The organism is Corallococcus sp. CA049B (assembly GCF_003611685.1).
In the GTDB taxonomy this organism is placed as follows: domain Bacteria; phylum Myxococcota; class Myxococcia; order Myxococcales; family Myxococcaceae; genus Corallococcus; species Corallococcus coralloides.
Window position 1 is genome coordinate 19,058 of record NZ_RAWC01000018.1, and the last position, 20,526, is coordinate 39,583.

17 protein-coding genes are annotated in these 20,526 nt (G+C 70.3%); 4 read left to right on the top strand and 13 right to left on the bottom strand.

Annotated features, from left to right (window positions below):
- Window positions 1–25: 25 nt before the first annotated feature.
- The 3 genes from D7W82_RS06470 to eno are packed head-to-tail and all read right to left on the bottom strand — an operon-like array spanning window position 26 to window position 3,047.
- On the bottom strand, window positions 26–910 hold the full coding sequence (locus tag D7W82_RS06470; protein ID WP_233587340.1) for a peptidoglycan DD-metalloendopeptidase family protein: 885 nt from the start codon (window positions 908–910) through the stop codon (window positions 26–28).
- Between the two features lie 44 nt (window positions 911–954).
- Window positions 955–1,746: a 5'/3'-nucleotidase SurE gene (surE, locus tag D7W82_RS06475; protein WP_120617516.1), complete on the bottom strand. Its 792-nt coding sequence runs from the start codon at window positions 1,744–1,746 to the stop codon at window positions 955–957.
- 2 nt (window positions 1,747–1,748) lie between these two features.
- Window positions 1,749–3,047, bottom strand: a complete 1,299-nt coding sequence (gene eno, locus D7W82_RS06480; RefSeq protein WP_120617493.1) for a phosphopyruvate hydratase — start codon at window positions 3,045–3,047, stop codon at window positions 1,749–1,751.
- Between the two features lie 80 nt (window positions 3,048–3,127).
- On the opposite strand from eno, the gene D7W82_RS06485 reads away from it, so the two are divergent.
- Window positions 3,128–4,216 carry an ADP-ribosylglycohydrolase family protein gene (locus D7W82_RS06485; protein WP_120617494.1) on the top strand — a complete coding sequence of 363 codons (1,089 nt, stop codon included), beginning with the start codon at window positions 3,128–3,130 and terminating at the stop codon, window positions 4,214–4,216.
- A 105-nt stretch (window positions 4,217–4,321) separates the two neighbouring features.
- Here the strand turns inward: D7W82_RS06485 and D7W82_RS06490 are convergent, their stop codons facing one another.
- From D7W82_RS06490 to D7W82_RS06505, 4 genes are all read right to left on the bottom strand, one after another.
- Entirely contained in the window at window positions 4,322–4,501 is a 180-nt protein-coding gene (locus tag D7W82_RS06490; protein ID WP_043321424.1) for a hypothetical protein, read from the bottom strand.
- 419 nt (window positions 4,502–4,920) lie between these two features.
- Window positions 4,921–5,346 carry a type II toxin-antitoxin system RatA family toxin gene (locus D7W82_RS06495; RefSeq protein ID WP_120617495.1) on the bottom strand — a complete coding sequence of 142 codons (426 nt, stop codon included), beginning with the start codon at window positions 5,344–5,346 and terminating at the stop codon, window positions 4,921–4,923.
- Between the two features lie 43 nt (window positions 5,347–5,389).
- Window positions 5,390–6,355 (bottom strand): class II fructose-bisphosphatase, encoded by a 966-nt coding sequence (gene glpX / locus D7W82_RS06500; RefSeq protein ID WP_120617496.1) that lies wholly within the window; start codon window positions 6,353–6,355, stop codon window positions 5,390–5,392.
- A 42-nt stretch (window positions 6,356–6,397) separates the two neighbouring features.
- A complete protein-coding gene (locus D7W82_RS06505; protein ID WP_120568292.1) occupies window positions 6,398–6,808 on the bottom strand; it encodes a thioesterase family protein in 411 nt (136 codons plus the stop codon).
- 93 nt (window positions 6,809–6,901) lie between these two features.
- On the opposite strand from D7W82_RS06505, the gene D7W82_RS06510 reads away from it, so the two are divergent.
- The gene (locus D7W82_RS06510) at window positions 6,902–8,521 is read left to right on the top strand and encodes an alkaline phosphatase family protein (RefSeq protein ID WP_120617497.1); all 1,620 of its coding nucleotides are present in this window, start codon (window positions 6,902–6,904) and stop codon (window positions 8,519–8,521) included.
- A gap of 41 nt (window positions 8,522–8,562) precedes the next feature.
- Here D7W82_RS06510 and nadC read toward each other — a convergent pair whose 3' ends face one another.
- The 4 genes from nadC to D7W82_RS06530 all read right to left on the bottom strand — a co-directional run bounded on the left by nadC (window position 8,563) and on the right by D7W82_RS06530 (window position 15,203).
- Entirely contained in the window at window positions 8,563–9,435 is an 873-nt protein-coding gene (gene nadC / locus D7W82_RS06515) for a carboxylating nicotinate-nucleotide diphosphorylase (protein WP_171422571.1), read from the bottom strand.
- 9 nt (window positions 9,436–9,444) lie between these two features.
- The gene (locus tag D7W82_RS06520) at window positions 9,445–12,954 is read right to left on the bottom strand and encodes a valine--tRNA ligase (protein WP_120617498.1); all 3,510 of its coding nucleotides are present in this window, start codon (window positions 12,952–12,954) and stop codon (window positions 9,445–9,447) included.
- Between the two features lie 53 nt (window positions 12,955–13,007).
- A complete protein-coding gene (locus D7W82_RS06525) occupies window positions 13,008–14,273 on the bottom strand; it encodes a PleD family two-component system response regulator (RefSeq protein WP_120617499.1) in 1,266 nt (421 codons plus the stop codon).
- 117 nt (window positions 14,274–14,390) lie between these two features.
- A complete protein-coding gene (locus tag D7W82_RS06530) occupies window positions 14,391–15,203 on the bottom strand; it encodes a chemotaxis protein CheW (RefSeq protein ID WP_233587341.1) in 813 nt (270 codons plus the stop codon).
- Window positions 15,204–15,255: 52 nt separating this feature from the next.
- On the opposite strand from D7W82_RS06530, the gene D7W82_RS06535 reads away from it, so the two are divergent.
- Window positions 15,256–16,644: a diguanylate cyclase gene (locus D7W82_RS06535; protein WP_120617501.1), complete on the top strand. Its 1,389-nt coding sequence runs from the start codon at window positions 15,256–15,258 to the stop codon at window positions 16,642–16,644.
- A 16-nt stretch (window positions 16,645–16,660) separates the two neighbouring features.
- On the opposite strand, the gene D7W82_RS06540 is transcribed toward D7W82_RS06535, so the two are convergent.
- Complete coding sequence (locus tag D7W82_RS06540; protein ID WP_120528314.1) at window positions 16,661–17,050, bottom strand: demethoxyubiquinone hydroxylase family protein; 390 nt, start codon at window positions 17,048–17,050, stop codon at window positions 16,661–16,663.
- A gap of 128 nt (window positions 17,051–17,178) precedes the next feature.
- On the opposite strand from D7W82_RS06540, the gene sinK reads away from it, so the two are divergent.
- On the top strand, window positions 17,179–18,696 hold the full coding sequence (gene sinK / locus D7W82_RS06545) for a hybrid histidine protein kinase/response regulator SinK (RefSeq protein WP_158617601.1): 1,518 nt from the start codon (window positions 17,179–17,181) through the stop codon (window positions 18,694–18,696).
- Between the two features lie 87 nt (window positions 18,697–18,783).
- On the opposite strand, the gene groL is transcribed toward sinK, so the two are convergent.
- On the bottom strand, window positions 18,784–20,427 hold the full coding sequence (gene groL / locus D7W82_RS06550) for a chaperonin GroEL (protein ID WP_120617503.1): 1,644 nt from the start codon (window positions 20,425–20,427) through the stop codon (window positions 18,784–18,786).
- Window positions 20,428–20,526: the final 99 nt, after the last annotated feature.

Here is a 20,526-nt window from a genome sequence, read left to right on the forward strand (position 1 = left end):
CCGCCCACATCCGGCGGAACGAGGACTAGTCGTTCGCGGACGGCATCACGCCCAGGTACTCCAGCGGATCCGCCGGCTTGCCGTCCACGCGCACCTCGAAGTGCACGTGCGGGCCGGACGTGCGGCCGGACTCGCCCACCGTGGCGATGACCTGCCCGCGCCGGACCTTCTGCCCCGTCTTCACGCGCAGGTCGCGGTTGTGCGCGTAGAGCGTGATCAGCGGCGACGCGTGCTCCACGATGACGATGAGGCCGTAGCCCTTCTGCTCGCCCGCGTAGAGGACCGTGCCCGCCTGCGCCGTCTTGATGGGCGTGCCCGCGGGCGCCGCCAGGTCGATGCCGTCGTGCGGCTCCTTGCCCTTCTTGCCGAAGCGGCCGTACAGCACGCCCCGCAACGGCCAGTCGAGCATCCCCTGCGTCGCGAGCCTCGGACGCGACGGCGCGCCCGGCCGCCCCGACACCACGCGCGCTCGCGGCGGGTCCTCGCGGCGCGACACCGCCGGCACCGAGCGGCGCGGCGTGGACACCGGCGCCTGCCCCGGCTTGGAGAGCACCAGCTCTGGCTCCTCGTCGGACAGCGGCCCCGGGTCGCCATACTTCGGCGGCTCGCTGCCCGGAATCATCAACTCCTTGCCCACCGCCAGCTCACGCGGATCCTTGATGCCGTTGGCCTGCGCCAGCTCGTCCACCGTGATGCCGTACGTCTTGGCGATGCGGTACATCGTCTCGCCCGCCGCCACGCGGTGGCGCACCGCCACCAGCTCCGGCTCCTCGTGCGTGGGCCTCAGCGCGAAGGACAGCGGCTTGCCGTTGCTCGTGGCCTCCGGCCGCACGCCCGCAGTGTCCAGCTGCGAGGAGGAGGCGGCCTGGGTGCCCGCACAGCCGCTGAACAGCGCGGCCGCGAGCAACACCCAGAGCGCCCTGCCCGCTCGGCTGGAGCCGCCCGGCCCCAACCTCAGGCACCGCCGCCGGAACCGTGCCGCTTGAAGCCCTGCAGGTTCCACCCCGAGAGCTCGGGGATGCGACCGTGGTCGGTCATCTCGAAGTGCAGCGGTGTCACCGACACGCGCTTCTCGTCGATGACGGTGTTGCAGTCGCTGCCCGGGATGTCGTCGTGCGCGTACTCCGTGCCGCCAATCCAGTAGTACTTGCGGCCGCGCGGGTCCTCCTTCTCCACGACGTTGCTGCCGTAGGAGTGCCGCCCCTGCCGGGTGATGACGTAGCCGTCCGGCTCCACGCCGCCGGGGATGTTCACGTTGAGGAGCATCCGGGGCGGCAGGGGCCGCGTCAGCGCCTCCGTCACCAGCGCCCGCGCGAAGCGGCCCGCCGGCCCGAAGTCGAACGGCCCCCGCGTCACCAGGCTGAACGCGATGGCCGGGATGCCGAGGAACGCGGCCTCCATGGCCGCCGCCACCGTCCCGGAGTACATGATGTCGTCCGCCAGGTTCGCGCCGTGATTGATGCCGGAGACCATGAGCTGGGGACGATTGTCCTTCAGCAAGTGGTTCACCGCCAGATACGAGCAATCCGTGGGGGTGCCGTCCACGGAGAACCACCGCTCGCGCACCTCCTTGATGCGCAGCGGCCGGTGCAGGCTGATGGCATGGGAGGCGGCGCTCTGCTCGCGGTCAGGCGCCACCACCCACACCTCGCCCAGGGGGCTCACCGCCTCCACGAGCGTCTGCAGCCCTTCGGAGAAGTAGCCGTCGTCGTTGGAGACGAGGATGCGGGGGCGAGAGGTGCTCACGGTCACTGCTTCTTCGCGAGCGAGCGGAAGGCGGTGCGGCCCGCGTACCGCGCACCGGCGCCCAGCTCCTCTTCAATGCGCAGGAGCTGGTTGTACTTGGCCACGCGGTCGGAGCGCGACGCCGAGCCCGTCTTGATCTGCCCGCAGTCCAGCGCCACCGCCAGGTCCGCGATGGTGGTGTCCTCGGACTCGCCGGAGCGGTGGCTCATGATGGACGTCATGCCCGCCTTGTGCGCCATGCGCACCGCGTCGAACGTCTCCGTGAGCGAGCCAATCTGGTTCACCTTCACCAGGATGGAGTTAGCCGTGCCCGTCTCGATGCCCTTGGACAGGCGCTCCACGTTGGTGACGAAGAGGTCGTCGCCCACCAGCTGCACCTTGTCGCCCAGCGCGTCGGTGAGCTTCTTCCAGCCCTCCCAGTCATCCTCCGCCATGCCGTCTTCGATGGAGATGATGGGGTACTTCTGGGACAGGCCCCGGTAGTACTCCAGCAGGCCCTGCGAGTCGTACTCCTTGCCCTCGCCCTTGAGCTTGTACTTCTTGGAGCCCTTGTCGAAGAACTCGCTCGCGGCCACGTCCAGCGCCAGGAACAGCTGCTCGCCCGCCTTGAAGCCCGCGGCGTCGATGGCCTCCATGATGAGCTTGAGCGCCTCCTCGTTGGCCGGCAGGTCCGGGGCGTAGCCGCCCTCGTCGCCCACGCCCGTGGCCAGCTTGCGGGCCTTCAGGATCTTCTTGAGCGCGTGGAACACCTCCGCGCCCCAGCGCAGGCCCTCCGCGAACGTCTTCGCGCCGGCGGGCACCACCATGAACTCCTGCACGTCCACGCGGGTGTCCGCGTGCGCGCCGCCGTTGAGGATGTTCATCAGCGGCACGGGCAGCGTGCGCGCCTGCAGGCCGCCCACGTAGCGGTACAGCGGCAGGCCGTGCGCGTCCGCCGCGGCGCGCGCAGTGGCCATGGAGACGGCGAGGATGGCGTTGGCGCCCAGCTTGGACTTGGTGGACGTGCCGTCCAGCTCGATCATCCGCTGGTCCACGGCCACCTGGTCCACGGCGTCCATGCCGATGAGCGCCGGCCCGATGGTGTCGCGCACGTGGTCCACGGCCTTCTTCACGCCCTTGCCCAGGTAGCGGCCCTTGTCGCCGTCACGCAGCTCGTGCGCCTCGTGCTCGCCGGTGGAGGCGCCGGAGGGCACCGTCGCGCGGCCACGCGAGCCGCCCACGAGCAGCACTTCGGCCTCCACGGTCGGATTGCCACGGGAATCGAGCACTTCACGCGCCAGGATTTGAGCGATCTCGGTCATAGGGCGCCGGTTCTACGAAGCACGGGCGGAACGGGCAAGCACGCTCGCACCGGCCGCCTGCTACAGTGTCCAGCCGTCGAATGCCTCCTCCTCCCAAGCGCCGCGCCACGGGCCCCGACCCGCTCCCCGGGCAGCGCGCCCGGGGCGCCCTCCTGGGCCTCGCCATCGGCAATGCCCTGGCCGTCCCCACCGCGGGGAGGCCCTTCTTCGCGCCGGCCTTCCCCCAGCTCGCCGAGGGGCCGTACCAGGGCATGCACGGAGGCGGCCCGCACGACCTGCGCAAGGGGCAGGTGACGGAGCCCACCCAGCTCGCGGTGGCGCTGGCCCTCAGCCTGCGGGACATGAAGCGCTACGACGCGGGGGATGCCCTCAAGCGCTACCGGGCCTGGCAGTCGCACGCCATCTCCGTCAGCGAGCCCATGAGGGAGCTGTTCCAGGAGTGCGACGCGAGCCTCCCGCCCCACCTGAAGGACGCCGGCAAGCGCGTGTGGCAGAAGAACCTCCGGCGCCTGGCCCCTGCGGGCGCCCTGCCGCGCGTGGTGCCCCTGGGCGTGCTCCTGACCCGGGACTCCTTCGCCCTGGCGAAGGCGGCGCTGGAGGACACCGCCCTCACCCACTTCGACCCGCGCAGCCAGCTGGCCAGCGCGGGGCTGTGCGCCGCCATCGCCAAGGCGGTGACGGGCGGCCCGGACCTGAAGGCCGCGGACCTGCTGCCCGCCGCGGAGGTGGGCATCTCCCTGGCCGCCGCCGCCCTGGGGAAGCAGGAGAAGGACTACGTCCAGGAGGTGGCCTTCGCCGCGAAGCTCCTGCGCGAAGACCTGGCCCTGGCGGCGCAAGACGACCCGCAGCTCTACGGCCCGGAGTTGCACATGCACCGGCCCGGCAATAACGCGGTGCGTGCAGCGTTCCGGCTGGCCTTCTGGGAGCTGCTCCATGTCCCCACCGCGGAGGCGGCGCTCCTGGACGTCATCCACCGGGGCGGCGACACGGAGGTCCACGGCGCCGTCACCGGGGCGCTGGTGGGCGCCTTCCACGGCGAGGGGGCGCTGCCGGAGGAGTGGCGCCAGAAGGTCCTCCTGGCCCTCCAGCCCTACAACCCCCTCCAGAAGGGGACGGTGCTGTGGGAGGTGTACCACCCCCGGCACCTGCTGCTGCTGGCCCCGGCGTGAGGAGGCCCGCAAGTGCGAAGCCCGCGGGGGCTGTCCGCTGAGGGACAGCCCGGCCGCGGGCTCCGGGACACGCCGTGGCACCGGGGCCACGGGTGGGATGGGTCATCAGCCGAGCAGGTCGATGACGACGACGCCTCGTGACGGCTTCTCTTCCTCGGTGTCCGTCCTCCGGTGGGGACGGTCATCGGGTGCAGGCAGTGGGAGCTCCACCACCGGCCGCTCGTAATCCTCGCGGCGGAGCCGCTCGCGGCGCTTGATTTCTTCAATGATGAACGCGTCGAGCATGGGTTCGGTTTCTCCCTCAGCCTACGTACCCCAATGTACGCCCGCCGTCCCGCCCCCTTACCACTTCCACATCTCTTTGATGCAAATTAAGAACCCCGGTTTCTTTCTGGGGATGGCGACCTGATTTCGCATGGCTGCTCGTCCAGCTCCCGACATCCGGGACAGGGCGACCGTGCCACGGATGTCAGGGAAGCGTCCGTGGACGTTCAAAATTCGCCTGATCCTAATGCGTCCGCCGCGCGCCGCAATACGACTCATTTCAGGTGGCCCCCCTCCGCTCGCGCGGCACGGCTCCAGCCAAAAAGGGCCCGCCCGCCCCCCTGCTCCCGTGCACGGCACGGGCCGTACGGGATGACAGGCAGGCGGGCGGGAAACTGACGCGGACCGTCAGCGGTGACGAAAGCCGTCGACGACAGGCGTCAGGGGGCTTCCGCGCGGCGCTTGAAAGCCTCCAGCATCTTGGGGAGCTGGGTCTCCGTCAGGGTGTTGATGATGGCCTTGGGGATGAGGGCGCCCAGGGCCATCTCCACGTTGTAGGTCGCGCGCGTCTTGCCTTCGCCCTCGGGCTCCAGCGTCCAGCTGCCCTTGTTGTCCTTCATCACCTCGCCCTCGACGAAGGTCCAGGACATGCGCTTGGGGCGCTCCTCGGTGACGCGGATGGTGTAGCGGATGCGCTTCACCACATCGACCTCGTAGTGCACCTGGACGGTGTTCCCCTGGCGCTGGGAGGTGGAGACCTTCTTCACCTCCGGGAGGAACTCCGCGTAGCGGTCGTAGTTGGTGACGATGTCGAAGACCTTCTCGACGGGAGCGTTGATGGTGATGGTGCGCGTGGCGCCGGCCATGGTGGTGTCTCCGGTGGAGTGAGGGACGAGGCTGACGGACAGCTTACGGCGCGTAGCCCGGCTTCTTGTCGAACTTGTGGTTGGACTGGATGAAGCGGACGGTGCCCGTCTTGCTGCGCATGACGACGGAGTGCGTCTCACAGCCGCCGCCGAAGAAGCGCACGCCCTTGAGGAAGTCGCCGCTCGTCACGCCGGTGGCGGCGAACATCACCTCGCCGCGGGCCAGCTCTTCCGCGGTGTAGATCTTGTGGATGTCGGTGATGCCCATCTTCTTGGCGCGCTCGATCTCCCCCTGGTTGCGAGGCACCAGCCGCCCCTGCAGGTCGCCGCCGGTGGCGCGGATGGCGGCCGCGGCGATGACGCCTTCCGGCGCGCCGCCAATGCCCATGAGCACGTCCACGCCGGAGCCCTCGAAGCAGGTGGCGATGGCGCCCGCCACGTCACCGTCCTCGATGAGGCGCACGCGCGCGCCCGCGGCGCGGACCTCCTTGATGAGGTCGGCGTGGCGCTCGCGGTCGAGGATCATGACCGTGAGATCCTCCACGTAGAGCTTCATGCGCTCCGCGATGGAGCGCAGGTTCTCCGTGGGGGACTTCGTCAGGTCGATGGCGCCCCTGGCGCGCGGGCCCACGGCCAGCTTCTCCATGTACGTGTCGGGCGCGTTGAGCAGGCCGCCCTGGCTGGACATGGCGACGACGGAGATGGAGCCCGGGCGGCCGTAGGCGCACAGGTTGGTGCCCTCGAGCGGGTCCAGGGCGATGTCCACCGAGGGGGCACCGGCGGTGCGGGCGCCCACGCGCTCGCCGATGTAGAGCATGGGCGCCTCGTCGCGCTCGCCCTCGCCGATGACGACCGTGCCGTCGATGTTCAGCGCGTCGAAGGCGCGGCGCATCGCGTCCACTGCGGCCTGGTCGGACTCGTCCTTGTTGCCGCGGCCCATGAGGCGGGCGGAGGCGATGGCCGCCATCTCGGTGACGCGCACGACCTCCATTGCCAGGTTGCGATCCATTGTCGGGTGCTCCTCGTTCGGGATTTCAGGAAGGGAAAAAGGTCAGGTGTCGGAGTCGTCCGCGGCCTTCAGGCGGGCGATGGCTTCAGGCAGCCGCTGCGGTTTGCCGTCGCGCCCCACGCAGGCGTGCATGGTGCGGCCGGTGCAAAGCAGCGTGGGGGAGTCACCGTCGCGCAGCAGCTCGTAGGTGAACACGAGTGACGCGCGGCGCAACTCTCCCAGGGTGGCGCGGATGAGGAGCATGTCGTCGTAGCGCGCGGAGGCCTTGTAGTGGGCGCTGGCCTCCACCACGGGCAGCAAGAGCCCGGTGCTCTCCAGTTCGCGGTAGCTGCCTCCGTGGGCACGGAAGAACTCACTGCGGGCGAACTCGAAGTAGCGGAAGTAGTTCGCGTAGTAGACGACCCCCATCTGATCCGTGTCGCCGTAGATGACGCGCAGCCGTGCCTCGACCATTGAGGCGGCCATATCAGGGCGGGGTGACGTGTCCAAGCGGTGGGCGTGCATGTTGGTTGCTTCTGTTCATCCGGCCGGAGAGGCTGCCGCACCATGTCGCGCCTGATTGCCGCCCTCCTCGTCCTGTTCGCCCTGCCCGCCTCCGCCAAGGCCCCGAAGCTCACGCTGTTCATCAGCGTGGACGCCATGGGCAGCGACGTCCTGCTGCGAAACCGTCCCCGCCTGACGGGGGGCCTGGGCCGGCTGCTCTCCACGGGCGCGTACTACCCCTACGCCCGGTATGCCTACGCGGAGGCCCGGACGGCGCCAGGGCACGCCACGCTGGCCACGGGCGCGAACCCCTGGCGCCACGGCATCGTGGACAACGACATCTACGACCGCGCGGCCGGACAGGCGGTGCAGGTCTACACGGACCCGACGCATCCGGTGCTCAACGGGGCGACGCCTCCCGGGTCGGACACCAGCCCGGTGAACCTGCTGGCGGAGACGCTGGCGGACCGGCTGCGCGTGTCCACGCAGGGCCGGGGCAAGGTGGTGGCGCTGTCGTACAAGTCGCGGGCGGCCATTCCGCTGGCCGGGCGCCAGGGCCAGGCCTGGTGGTTCGACGAGTCGACGGGCCGGATGGTGACGAGCACCTGGTACGCGAAGGCGGAGCCCGCGTGGATGCAGGCGTTCAACGCGCGCAAGCTGCCGGACGCGGCGTTCAGCAAGACGTGGGAGCTGCTGCGTCCGCGCGCCGAGTACGTGGGCGAGGACGACCGCCCCATGGAGCCGGAGGCCTACGGCATGGGGCGCGTGTTTCCCCATGCGTTGAAGGGCGGGCAGCAGGCGCCCGGGCCGGCGTCGTACCGCGCGTTCGCGGTGTCGGGGTTCTCGCATGACCTGCTGGTGCAGGCGGCGAAGGCGGCGCTGGAGGGCGAGGGCCTGGGCAAGGACGACGTGCCGGACATCCTCGCGGTGAGCTTCAGCGGGACGGACGCGGTGTTCCACGCGTTCGGGCCGTACTCCTGGGAGATGCAGGACACGATGCTGCGGTTGGACCAGGCGATGGGAGAGCTCATCGCCGCGGCCGAGCGCGCGGCGGGGGGCAAGGCGAACCTGGTCATCGCGTTGTCTGCGGACCACGGCGGCGCGGAGATTCCGGAGGCGTGGGCGCAGGCGGGCGTGCCGGCGGCGCGGCTCAACCCGGTGGAGGCGGCGAAGGGGCTGGCGCAGGAGCTGAAGGCGAAGTTCGGCGTGGACGTGACGGTGAAGCTGCTGGAGTTGGACGTGTACCTGGGCGGCAAGGCGCTGGAGGACGGCAAGGTGGACGCGGTGGCGGTGCGGCGCGCGGCGGCGGCGTGGCTGGCGAAGCAGCCCTATGCCGTCTGGGCGGTGGCGAAGGATGACCTGGACACGGCGCCGGACCAGGGCGGACTCATGGCGGCGATGCGCCGGGGCTACTACCCGGTGCGCAGCGGTGACGTGGTGTTCATGGCGAAACCGTTCCAGGTCGTCAGCGACTATCCGCGCGGCACGAACCACGGCACGCCGTATTCGTATGACACGCAGGTGCCGGTGGTGTTCGCGGGCAAGGGCGTGAAGCAGGGGCTGTACCTGGAGGAGATCAACCCCGTGGACGTGGCCCCTACCCTGTCCGCGCTGCTGGAGATGGGGATGCCTGCGTCGGCGGAGGGCAAGCCTCGCGTGGAGGCGCTCACCGGCGCGCGGTGAGCCCCCGCCCTCCACACCGCGAATGAAGCCCTGCCTCCGCCCTACGCGGAGCGGGGCTTGCGCGCGGGCTTCTTCGTCGTCGCGATCTCCAGCGACAGGTCCATGGCCCGCGCCGAGTGCGTCAGCGCGCCCATCGACACGAAGTCCACGCCCAGCTTCGCCAGCCGCGGCAGCCTGTCCAGCGTGACGCCGCCCGACACTTCGATGGGCACGCGGCTCGCCGTCAGCTTCACCGCTTCGCGGATCTGCGCGTCGTCCATGTTGTCCAACATGATGACGTCCGCGCCCGCGGCGATGGCCTCCTCCAGTTGCTTGAAGTTGGTGACCTCCACTTCAACCTTCACCAGCCGGGGGCCGTTCAGCTTCGCGCGGCGCACCGCTTCGGTGATGTCTCCGCCCACCGCCGCGATGTGGTTGTCCTTGATGAGGATGCCGTCGAAGAGGCCGAAGCGGTGGTTGGAAGCGCCGCCCATGCGCACCGCGTGCTTCGCGAGGCCCCGCATGCCCGGCGGCGTCTTGCGCGTGTCCAGCACCCGCAGCTTCGAGCCCCGCACGGAGGTCATCGCCTGCTGGGCCAGCGTCGCGATGCCGGCGGCGCGCTGCACCAGGTTGAGCGCGGTGCGCTCCGCGGCCAGCAGCGAGCGCAGCTTGCCGTGGACGCGCGCGGCGACCACCTTCGGTTTGATCTCCTCGCCGTCGCGCTTGAGGACCTCCACCTCCACCTCCGCGTCCACCATGTGGAAGACGCGGACGAAGGCGTCCAGGCCGGCGACGATCATCTGCTCCTTCGCGACCAGCTCACCGCTGCCCTCCGCTTCGGCGGGGACCACCGCCAGCGAGGTGACATCCCCCGCAGCACCCAGGTCCTCGTCGAGGGACAGCGCGATGAGCCGATCGAGATAATCCTGCTGCACTTCCGCCTCCTACCGGCGCGCCTTGCGAGCCGGCTTGCCCCGAGTGGTCTTCTTCGCCGCGGCCTTCTTCGCGGCGGTCTTCTTCCCCGCCGCCTTCTTCGCCGAAGCCTTCTTCGCAGGGGCCTTCTTCACCGCCGCCTTCTTCGCGGCCGCCTTCTTGCCCGCCGCCTTCTTCGCGGAAGCCTTCTTCGCGGAAGCCTTCTTCGCCGGAGCCTTCTTCGCGGCGGACTTCTTCGCCGGAGCCTTCTTCGCGGCGGACTTCTTCGCCGAAGCCTTCTTCGCAGGGGCCTTCTTCACCGCCGCCTTCTTCGCGGCCGTCTTCTTGCCCGCCGCCTTCTTCGCGGAAGCCTTCTTCGCCGGGGCCTTCTTCACCGGCTTCGCCGAACCCTCCGGCGCCTCGCGGGTGTCGCCGCCCTCCTTGGCCCGGTCGAACTCGCGCATCGCGTCGTCCACGAGGCCCATGCTCATGTACGCGACGCCCAGGTCGTGGTGGTCCGCCGCGGACAGCCCTTCCTTGGTGCCCTCGCGCAGCTTGTTGAGGGCCTCCTCCACCACCGGATCCGCAGCCTGAGGCTCCTGAGCGGCCTCCTCGGCTTCAATCTCGCCCTTCAGCTCCTGGCCCAGGTTCACCGCCTCGTCCTTCGGTGCCCGCGGCTCGGCGGCCACCTTCACCTGGGCGGTCTCGGGCGCGACGGACTCGGACGCTTCAGGGGCTTCGGACTCGGTGCTGCCCGGTAACGGTGACGGCGTCTCGGACATGGGGGGCTCCGGGGCGATGCGCTGGAGGTGATCCTGCAGCTTGACCGTGCGCTCCTGGAGCTCCGTCACCCGGGCCTTGTCCTTCTCCACCACGTCCGGCGGAGCACGGGCCACGAAGTTCGGGTTGTCCAGCTTGCGCTGCAAACTGGCGAGTTCCTGCTCGGCGCGGGCGATCTCCTTCTTCAGGCGGTCGCGCTCCGCGTCCAGGTCCACCAGGCCCGCCAGGGGCACGTAGATCTCCAGGTTGCCGCTCACGAACGCCGCCGCCTGCGGAGGCTTGGCGCCCGGGGGGCCCACCACCACCTCGGACAGGCCCGCGAGCGGCATCAGGTACGCGCGCCAGCGCTCCAACAGCTCACGCGTCGTCGCGTCCGGGCTCTGCACCACCGCCTTCACCTTGGCGGACGGCGGCAGGTTGCTCTCGCCGCGCAACGTGCGCAGGCCTTCGATGGCCGCGATGACCGGCGCCATCTCGCCCTCCGCGGCCGCGTCCACCCACGCCGTCTCCGGCTCCGGATACGTCGCGATGCAGATGCTCTCCGTGGGCCGGGACATCGGCAGCTTCTGCCAGATCTCCTCGGTGATGAACGGCATGAACGGGTGCATCAGCCGCAGGATGCGGTCCAGGCACGTCACCAGCACCGCGCGCGTGGTGTCCTTGGCCTCCGCGTCCTCGCCGTACAGCGAGCCCTTCGCCAGCTCGATGTACCAGTCGCAGAACTCCGCCCATAGGAACTGGTACAGCGTGGACGCGGCCTCCGCGAAGCCGAACGCCTCCAGCGACGCGCGCGTCTGCTCGGTGGCCTTCTGCAACCGGGAGAGGATCCACCGGTCCGCCAGCGTCAGCTTGCGGCCCTCCAGCGGCGTCTTGTCCAGGTTGAAGTCGCCCATGTTCATCAGGGCGAAGCGGCTGGCGTTCCACAGCTTGTTGCAGAACGCCTTGTAGCCACCCAGGCGGTCCATGGACAGCTTGATGTCACGGCCCTGCTGCGTGAGCGACGCGAGCGTGAAGCGCAGCGCGTCCGCGCCGTGCGCGGGCATGCCCTGCGGGAAGCGGTTGCGCAACGACGGCTGCAGCGCGTCCGCCTTCGCACCCAGGATGACGTCCAGGGGATCAATCACGTTCCCCTTCGTCTTGGACATCTTCTCGCCCTTCTCGTCGCGCACCATCGCGTGCAGGTACACGGTGCGGAAGGGCACATCGCCCATGAAGTGCAGGCCCATCATCATCATCCGGGCGACCCAGAAGAAGATGATGTCGTGGCCCGTCTCCATCACGGAGGTCGGGTAGAAGGTCTGGAGGTCCGCCGTCTGCTTCGGCCAGCCCAGCGTGGAGAACGGCCACAGCGCGGACGAGAACCAGGTGTCCAGCACGTCCGGATCCTGCATCAGGTCCTTGCCGCCGCACTTCGGGCAGGACTCCGGCGCCGTGCGCGACACGATGACGTCCGCCGTGTCCTTGGCGCGCTCCTCCGCCGGGGTGCACGCCGCGCAGTACCACGCGGGGATCTGGTGGCCCCACCACAACTGGCGGCTCACGCACCAGTCGTGGATGTTGTTCATCCAGTGGAAGTACGTGTTCGTCCAGGACTCGGGGACGAACTTCGTGCGGCCCTCCTCCACGGCCTGGATGGCGGGCTTCGCCAGGGGTTCGATCTTGATGAACCACTGCGGCGACAGGCGCGGCTCCACCACCGTGGCGCAGCGCTGGCAGGTGCCCACGTTCAGCTTGTGCGGCTCCTCCTTGTCCAGCAGGCCCTGCTCCGTCAGGTCCGCCAGCACCTGCTTGCGAGCCTCGGTGCGCTCCACGCCCGCGTACTTGCCGGTGTCCTTCGTCATCCGCGCCGCTTCGTCCAGGATGGACAGCATCGGCAGCTTGTGGCGCAGGCCCGTCTGGTAGTCGTTGAAGTCGTGCGCGGGCGTGACCTTCACCACGCCGGTGCCAAACTCCATGTTCACCAGCTCGGCGTCCGCGATGACCGGAATCTCGCGGTCGGTGAGCGGCAGCGCCACGCTCTTGCCGATGAGGTCCTGGTAGCGCGGATCCTCCGGGTGCACGGCGACGGCCGTGTCGCCCAGCAGCGTCTCCGGGCGCGTCGTGGCCACGGTGAGGAAGCGCTCCGTGCCCTTCACCGGGTAGCGGATGTGCCAGAGCGAGCCGTTCTTCTCCTCGTGCTCCACCTCCAGGTCGGAGAGGGCCGTGCGGCAGGACGGGCACCAGTTGATCAGCTTCTGGGCCCGGTACATCAGGCCCTCTTCGTACAGCCGGACGAACACCTCGCGCACCGCGGCCGAGGACTGCTCGTCCATGGTGAAGCGCTCGCGGCTCCAGTCCAGGGACGCGCCCAGGTAGCGGTGCTGCTCGCCGATGCGCGCGCCGAACTTGCCCTTCCACGTCCAGACGCGCTCGAGGAACGCCTCGCGGCCCAGGTCGTGGCGGCTCTTGCCCTCCGTCTTCTTGAGCTCCTTCTCCACCACCATCTGCGTGGCGATGCCCGCGTGGTCCGTGCCCGGCAGCCAGAGCGCGTTGAAGCCGCTCATCCGCTTCCAGCGCGTGAGGATGTCCTGGATGGTCGCGGTGAGCGCGTGGCCGATGTGCAGGCTGCCCGTCACGTTGGGCGGCGGCAGCACGATGCTGAACGGCGGCTTGGAGGAAGGGGCTTCGGCGCGGAAGTAGTCACGCTCCAGCCAGTGGTTGTACCACCGCGCCTCCACCTCGGAGGGCTCGTAGGCCTTGGACAGTTCAGTCGTGTCAGTCATTGCGAGCGGCCGGCCCCCGACGGGGCCGGCGGGGAATCAGGGGGGACTGCGAATCAATGCTGGGTCTCGCGGTCCTTGATGAGCCGCTCCAGCTCTTCCCGGATGATGGTCTCCGCCAGCTGCGGTACGACCTCCCAGGCGATCTTCTCGATGACCTCGCGGGACGCCTTCGACAGCGCCTCGCGAAGCAGGGCCTCGCCGCCATCCGCGGCAGGACGGGCGCGCGCGGGCGGAGTCGCCGGCGAGGGGCCGCCGATGTCCAGGGAGATCTCCTCCGCGCCGCTGGGCTCGGGCAGCGAGTCCTCGATGCGGATGCTCTCCGTCCGCGCCTGCGCGGCGGGCGGAGCGGCCGGAGCGCCCAGCCCGAACGGATCCCGGGCACGCGCAGCCGGAGGCACCGCGGCGGGCGGGGGCGCGGCCGGCAGCGGGGCGGCGCCCGGAGGACGCGGGAAGCCGCCCGGGATGTTCGGGGCGCCAGGGCCCGGAGGACGCGCGGCCATGCCCGGAGGCGGCGCACCCGGGGGACGCGCGCCCGGAGGCACGGCACCCGGCGGAGGACGCGCACCCGGCGGCATGGCGCCCGGAGGCGGCGCACCCGGAGGACGCGCGCCCATGCCCGGAGGCGGAGCACCCGGCGGAGGACGCGCACCCGGCGGCATGGCGCCCGGAGGCGGCGCACCCGGAGGACGCGCGCCCGGCGGCATGGCACCCGGCAGCGGACGCGCGGCGCCCGGAGGCGGCGGCACACCCGCGCCCGGAGGACGCGCACCCGGAGGCGGCATACCCGCGCCCGGAGGACGCGCACCCGGAGGAACAGCGCCCGGAGGCGGCGCACCCGCGGGACGCGCACCCGGAGGCGCGGCGGCGGCGGGCGGCGGACTGGCCGGGGCCACCGGAGCGGCGGTCTGGGGCAGCACGCGCGTCGCGGCGGACGCGGGCATCGTGTTGGACTTCTGGCCCACCAGCGCCTTCACCTTGTCGAGGAGGATCTGGCTCTCGAAGGGCTTGGTGATGTGGTCGTCCGCCCGGGCGGCCTTCGCGCGGTTCTCGTCGAACGCCTCGAAGGTGCCGGCCAAGAGCAGCACCGGGATGGCCTGCGTGGAGGGGTCGCTCTTGAGCGCCTCGCAGACCTCGTAGCCGCTCTTGCCCGGCATCATCACGTCGGCGAGCACCACGTCCGGACGCAGCTCGCGCGTGCGGGAGATGGCGTCCAGCCCGTTGTCCACCGCGGTCACCTGGAAGTCTTCCGTCGCGAAGATCATCCCGATCACCTTGCGGATGGTGAGCGAGTCGTCGGCGATCAGTAGATTCTTGGGCATCGGCTCCGGCCTCGGGGGGCGCATACCCCCCTGAATTCGTTTGAGATTTCGGGCGAGCAAGCCTGCCTGCACGCCCTGTGTCAATCGGAGAAGCTTAGGATTCGCGCTTTGGGCCGATCAAGAAAACATGCGCTGCAGGTCCAGTAACATCACCGGATCCGGCAGCCCCGGCGCCCGGAACGTTCCGGGAAGCTCGGCCGGCTTGAACTTCTGCAGCACACCGAGCACCCGGGTGGCCGCCAGCCCCACGTTCCGCCCCGCCAGTTCCGTGAGGACGAACAGCTCCTCCACCCGGGCCGGCGCTCCCAGCAGCGCTGGAATCGAACAGATGGGCCACAGCGCCTGCGCGTGCGGATAGACGCCCGCCACCGGCCCGCTCTGCACGGGGAGCACGCTGAACGCCTCGCCCCGGGGCACCACCTGGGAGACGCAAGCGAGCGGGACGCCGAACAGCACCCCCTGGGACTCCAGCACCAGCGCCCGCTCCGGGGGCTCGTCCGCCCAGTGCACGGGCCGGGGCTCCGGCGGGGTCGCGCGGGGGCCCGCCCGGTGCGGCAGCGCCTCCACGATGAGCTCCAGGTACAGCCGGTCCTTGTGCAGCACCGCGCCCCGGCTCAGCGGCGCCAGCGAGTCCGCCAGGCCCGGGGGCAGCAGGAAGAACGGATCCCTCGCGACATCCCCGACCTCCACCACGGAGCGCACCCGCACCGCGAGCGTGGGGCTCACATCCAGGACCACCACCATGCCCGGCACGTCCTCGGGCAGGCCGCCGAGCAGCGCGGAGAGGTCCTTCACTTCCAGTACGCCGCGCAGGCTCGCGCCGCGGGCGCCCGGCATCGCGACCTCGATGACGGACGTGGCCTCCACCGCGTAGCGCGTCTCACCGGCCTCCACCAGCAGGCAGAGCCGCCGTCCGCTTTCAAAGGGCACGGCTGGGGACCCTAGCAGCCTTCCAGCGTTGGGTGCTAAGCCCTGAACAGTCATGGCGCGACTGCTCCTCGTCGACGACGAAAAGATCGCCCGCAATCTCTACGGCGACTACCTCACGGCCGCGGGACACCTCGTCACTGCGGTGCCCACCGTGGCGGACGCGAAGGCCGCCCTCTCCGCGGAGCGGTTCGACGCGGTGGTGACCGACCTCATCCTCCCCGGCGGCGACGGCATGGAGGTGCTTCGCCACGTGCGCGAGCGCTACCCCGGCGTGGAGGTGCTGGTCATCACCGGCCTGGACAAGGTGGCCCCCGCGGTGCGCGCCATCAAGAGCGGCGCGGCGGAGTACCTGGTCAAGCCCGTGGCGCCGGAGGCCCTGGAGCACGCGCTGCGCCGCGCGCTCACCACGCGCGACCTGATGCGCGAGAACGCGTCCCTGCGCCAGCACGTCGCGCTGCTGGAGGCGGGCCAGAGAATCGCCACCACGCTCGACCGCGAGCGGCTGTCCAATGCCGCGTCGGACGCGCTGGAGTCCATGGCCAATGCCTCCGCGGTGATGCTCCTGGAGCGCGACCCCAACGGCGCGGGCTTCCGCTCGCACGGCATGCGCGGGCTGCCGGTGGACCTGCACGAGGCGTTGGTGCCCCAGCTCATCGAGCGGCTTTCGGGCGCGCGCACCCCGGTGGAGCTGGACGGACTTCAAGTGCCCTGGCCGCGCACCCTCTCCTTCCCCGCCGTGGACGGAGAGCTGGTGCTGGGCCACGCGGTGCTCTTCCACGACAGCGCGCCCGCGGAGCACCACGCGGAGACGGTGGGCTTCCTCGTGCGCAACTGGGCGCTGGCCCTGCGCAACCTGGGCCGCTTCGCCGCCGTGGAGGACCTGGCCTACGTCGACGACCTCACCCGCCTGTTCAACACGCGCTACCTGCACCTGGTGCTGGACCGCGAGGTGAACGAGGCCCTCCAGACGGAGCGCCCCTTCTCCCTGCTGTTCCTGGACCTGGACCGCTTCAAGGCCATCAACGACACGCACGGGCACCTGGTGGGCTCGCGGGTGCTGGTGGAGGCCGCGCGCGTGCTCAAGGGCTGCGTGCGCGACCCGGACGTGGTGGCGCGCTTCGGCGGTGACGAGTACGTGGTGCTCCTGCGCGGCACGGACTCCGGCGGGGCCCTCAAGGTCGCCGAGCGCATCCGCCGCACCATGGAGACCCATCAGTTCCTGGGCCGCGAGGGGCTGGCGCTCAAGCTCACCACCTGCATCGGCGTGGCCAGCTTCCCCGAGCATGCCCAGGACAAGGACCACCTGCTGGACCTGTCCGACCGGGCCATGTACCGGGGCAAGCGGGGCACCCGGAACGTCGTCTACATGGCGGCGCAGGACCTGGAGGCCACCCCGGCCGAGCGCCGTCAGAATCCCCCGCCCCCGCAAGGACAGGGCTGAAGGCCGGACGCGCGCGCTACTTGCGCAGGCTGCCCACGGTGAGCCGCTTGGGCAGCTCCACCTCCGCGGGCGCGCCGCCACCGCCCTCACCCACCGCCTCCACCTCTTCGTGGGAGGCGCCGGTGGTGATGAGGCGGTACTTCTGGGACGCCTCGCGGTCGTGCTGGGCCTGCTCCGGATCCAACCGCGCGATGAGCTGCCAGAAGAGGGCCGCGTGCTCGCGCTCCTCGTCCATGACGTGCCGCAGGATGGCCTTCGCCTCCTCGTTGTCCGTCGCGTCCAGGTGCGCGGCGTAGAGGTTGATGGCGTCCAGCTCCGCCTCGATGTTGAGCCGGATGGAGCGGGCCAGTTCGGAGTCCGTCAGCTTCCGGGGCACCAGCGAGTGGAACGGGTTCGTCTGCGGCATGAGGACCTCGGCGACCAGGGCCGGGCTGGAGGGCGGGCGCGAGCATCCGTTCGGCCGCAGGCGCGGTCAACCGAATCCCGCGGGGGGTGCGTTGCGCGTGAACACCTGCCTCCGCCATGCTCCCGGGCATGGAGACCCCCTCGCCGCTCGCGCAGCTGCTCCAGGCCCTGGACGCGGGGGACCTGGAAAAGGCACGGCTCGCGGCCGTGGCGCTGCAACGCGCGAACGCCCACACCCATCAGGTCGCCGCGGAGGTCCTCCACGAGCTGCGTCAGCCCCTGCTGGGCGCCAAGGCCTACGCCCAGCTGCTCGCCGAGGAAGGGGGCTCCAGCGGCCCGCTGAAGCTGCTGCTCGCGCAGGTGGAGCGGATGGAGCAGATCGTCTCCGACTTCATCCGCCTGGCCAGCGAGCGGCCGGCCCCGCAGCAGCGGCTGTCCCTGGCGGCGCCCATCTGGGCGGCGGCGAAGGTGTTCAGCGTGAACCCGGACTCGGCGCGCATCTCCCTGGAGGTGGAGGCCCCCGAGGACCTCACCATCCAGGGCAACGCGCGGCTGATAGAGCAGCTCACGCTCAACCTGCTCAACAACGCCCGCGATGCCATGTCCGGCCGGGGCCGCGTGAAGGTGACGCTCGCGCGCGACGGCGCGTCCGCGGCCCTCTACGTGTCCGACTGGGGACCGGGCATCCCGGACGAGCTCAAGACGCGCATCTTCGAGCCCTACGTCTCCGCCAGCAAACGCGGCACGGGCCTGGGGCTCGCCGTCTGTCGCCGCATCGCGCAGGAGCACCACGCGCAGATTGCCCTGGTGCCGCCCACGACGCTGCGCGAGGTGCCGCCTCCCGCCACGGTGTTCCGCGTGCTCTTCCCGCCCACGGACGCGCCGCGCCCGCCGCGCAAGCGCCTGCTGGTGGTGGACGACGAGGGCATCATCCGGATGGTCTTCAAGGACCTGATGGACAAGGAGTGCGAGGTCATTGAAGCGGCCACGGGCGAGGCCGCGCTCGAAATCCTCCGCTCGTCGCGCGTGGACCTCATCGTCACGGACAAGAACCTGCCTGGCATCTCCGGCCTGGAGCTGGCCCAGCACGCGCGCAAGCTGGACCCCGCGTCGCGCGTCATCCTGATGACGGGCTACCCGTCGCTGGTGACGACGCAGCAGGCGCTGCAGCTGGGCGTGGTGGACTACCTGCTCAAGCCCTTCGACGACATCCGTCAGGTGCGCGCGCTGTTGCGGCAGGCGCTGTACACGCCGGCCGCGCCGCCCGTCCCGGCCCCCAGCGCTGGCGTGCGCCGGGTGGACGTGCTGGAGGACAATCCGGCCACCGCGCGGCTGATTTCGGAGGCGCTGGCCCTGCTGGGCCTGGAGGCGCGCATCGTCGCGGGCGCGGAGGTGGCCGCCATGGAGCCGCCCGTGGGCGTGGTGGTGTCGTGGGACTTCGCGCCGGCCTACGGCAAGAAGGCGCTGGAGCTGGCCCGGGCCCTGAGCCAGGGCGCGCCCTTCGTCGTCCTGGCCGAGCACCTCACCATGGACACGGCGCTGGCGTCGCTGCGCGCCGGGGCCGCCGCGTGCCTGCCCAAGCTGCTCTCCGACACCCCGGCGCTCAGCCGCGAGCTGGGCATGGCCTTCAAGAAGACCGCCTCCTGAAAAGACTCCGGCCCCGGGCGCCCCGCTTTCGCGAGGCCCACCGGGGCCGGAAAACCCTTTACGGAGCTACTGAGCCGTCAAGCCGGCTCAGTAGTCCATGTCGTCGCCGCCGTACTCCGGCATGGCGCCGCCGCCCGCGCCGCCCTTGGCCTTCTTCTTGGGGCGCTCGGCGATCATCGCCTCGGTGGTGAGCAGCAGGGACGCCACGGAGGCGGCGTTCTGCAGCGCGGTGCGCTCGACCTTCGTCGGGTCGATGACGCCGGCCTTCTCCAGGTCCTCGTAGACCTCCGTGCGCGCGTTGAAGCCGAACGCGCCCGTGCCGTCCTTCACCTTGTTGATGACGACCGCGCCTTCAACGCCGGCGTTGCTGGAGATCTTGCGCAGGGGCTCCTGCAGCGCCTTGCGGATGATGTCCACGCCGAAGTCCTGCTCGCCGCCCAGCTTCAGCGTGTCCAGGGCCTTGAGGCTGCGGATGTAGGCCACGCCGCCGCCGGGGACGATGCCCTCTTCGACGGCCGCGCGGGTCGCGTGCAGCGCGTCCTCCACGCGGGCCTTCTTCTCCTTCATCTCCACTTCGGTCGCCGCGCCGACGTTGATGACCGCCACGCCGCCCACGAGCTTCGCCATGCGCTCCTGGAGCTTCTCGCGGTCGTAGTCGCTGGTGACCGTCTCAATCTGGGTGCGGATGAGCTTGATGCGGCCCTCGATGTCCGCCTTCTGGCCGGCACCGTCCACGATGGTGGTGTTGTCCTTGTCCACCGTGATGCGCTTGGCGCGGCCCAGGTCGTTGAGGGTCAGGTTCTCGTACTTGTGACCCAGCTCCTCGCTCACCACCATGCCGCCCGTCAGCGTGGCGATGTCCTTGAGCATCTCCTTGCGGCGGTCACCGAAGCCCGGCGCCTTCACCGCGGCCACGTTCAGCACGCCGCGGATCTTGTTCACCACCAGGGTGGCCAGGGCCTCGCCCTCGATGTCGTCCGCGATGATGAGCAGCGGCTTGCCCGAGCGCGCCACCTGCTCCAGCACGGGGATCATGTCCTGCATCGACGAGACCTTCTTCTCGCTGATGAGGATGTAGGGGTCGTCGTGGACGACCTCCATGCGGTCGCGGTTCGTGACGAAGTACGGCGACACGTAGCCGCGGTCGAACTGCATGCCCTCCACCACGTCGAGCGTCGTCTCCAGGCCCTTGGCCTCCTCGACGGTGATGACGCCCTCCTTGCCCACCTTCTCCATCGCGTCCGCGATGATGGTGCCGATGGTCTCGTCACCGTTCGCGGAGATGGTGCCCACCTGCGCGATGGCCTGCTTGTCGGACGTGGGCTTGGAGAGCTTCTTCAGCTCCGCCACCACCACCTCCACGGCCTTGTCGATGCCGCGCTTGAGGTCCATGGGGCTGTGGCCGGCGGCCACCAGCTTCAGGCCCTCCTCATAGATGGCGCGCGCGAGCACGGTCGCCGTCGTGGTGCCGTCGCCGGCCTTGTCGGAGGTCTTCGACGCGACCTCCTTCACCATCTGCGCGCCCATGTTCTCGAAGCGGTTCTCGAGATCGATCTCCTTGGCGACGGTGACGCCGTCCTTGGTGATGGTGGGCGAGCCGAAGCTCTTCTCGATGACGACATTGCGGCCCTTGGGACCGAGCGTCACCGCGACCGCGTCCGCGAGGACCCGGACGCCGCGCAGGATGGAATCGCGCGCGGACTGGTGGAAGAAGATTTCCTTCGCTGCCATCGCAACCTCCTAGAATACTTGGGGAATTTCTACGAATGGGGGTGGCCGTTAGCACTCGGCCATGTCGAGCGCCAACATAAGGGCCGCATCGACGATGTC

Excerpts from the sequence above, each read along its gene's own strand:
- eno (WP_120617493.1), bottom strand. The coding sequence starts at position 3,047 with ATGACCGAGATCGCTCAAATCCTGGCGCGTGAAGTGCTCGATTCCCGT.
- D7W82_RS06485 (WP_120617494.1), top strand. The coding sequence starts at position 3,128 with ATGCCTCCTCCTCCCAAGCGCCGCGCCACGGGCCCCGACCCGCTCCCC.
- D7W82_RS06490 (WP_043321424.1), bottom strand. The coding sequence starts at position 4,501 with ATGCTCGACGCGTTCATCATTGAAGAAATCAAGCGCCGCGAGCGGCTC.
- D7W82_RS06495 (WP_120617495.1), bottom strand. The coding sequence starts at position 5,346 with ATGGCCGGCGCCACGCGCACCATCACCATCAACGCTCCCGTCGAGAAG.
- glpX (WP_120617496.1), bottom strand. The coding sequence starts at position 6,355 with ATGGATCGCAACCTGGCAATGGAGGTCGTGCGCGTCACCGAGATGGCG.
- D7W82_RS06505 (WP_120568292.1), bottom strand. The coding sequence starts at position 6,808 with ATGGTCGAGGCACGGCTGCGCGTCATCTACGGCGACACGGATCAGATG.
- D7W82_RS06510 (WP_120617497.1), top strand. The coding sequence starts at position 6,902 with ATGTCGCGCCTGATTGCCGCCCTCCTCGTCCTGTTCGCCCTGCCCGCC.
- D7W82_RS06520 (WP_120617498.1), bottom strand. The coding sequence starts at position 12,954 with ATGACTGACACGACTGAACTGTCCAAGGCCTACGAGCCCTCCGAGGTG.
- D7W82_RS06525 (WP_120617499.1), bottom strand. The coding sequence starts at position 14,273 with ATGCCCAAGAATCTACTGATCGCCGACGACTCGCTCACCATCCGCAAG.
- D7W82_RS06535 (WP_120617501.1), top strand. The coding sequence starts at position 15,256 with ATGGCGCGACTGCTCCTCGTCGACGACGAAAAGATCGCCCGCAATCTC.
- D7W82_RS06540 (WP_120528314.1), bottom strand. The coding sequence starts at position 17,050 with ATGCCGCAGACGAACCCGTTCCACTCGCTGGTGCCCCGGAAGCTGACG.
- sinK (WP_158617601.1), top strand. The coding sequence starts at position 17,179 with ATGGAGACCCCCTCGCCGCTCGCGCAGCTGCTCCAGGCCCTGGACGCG.
- groL (WP_120617503.1), bottom strand. The coding sequence starts at position 20,427 with ATGGCAGCGAAGGAAATCTTCTTCCACCAGTCCGCGCGCGATTCCATC.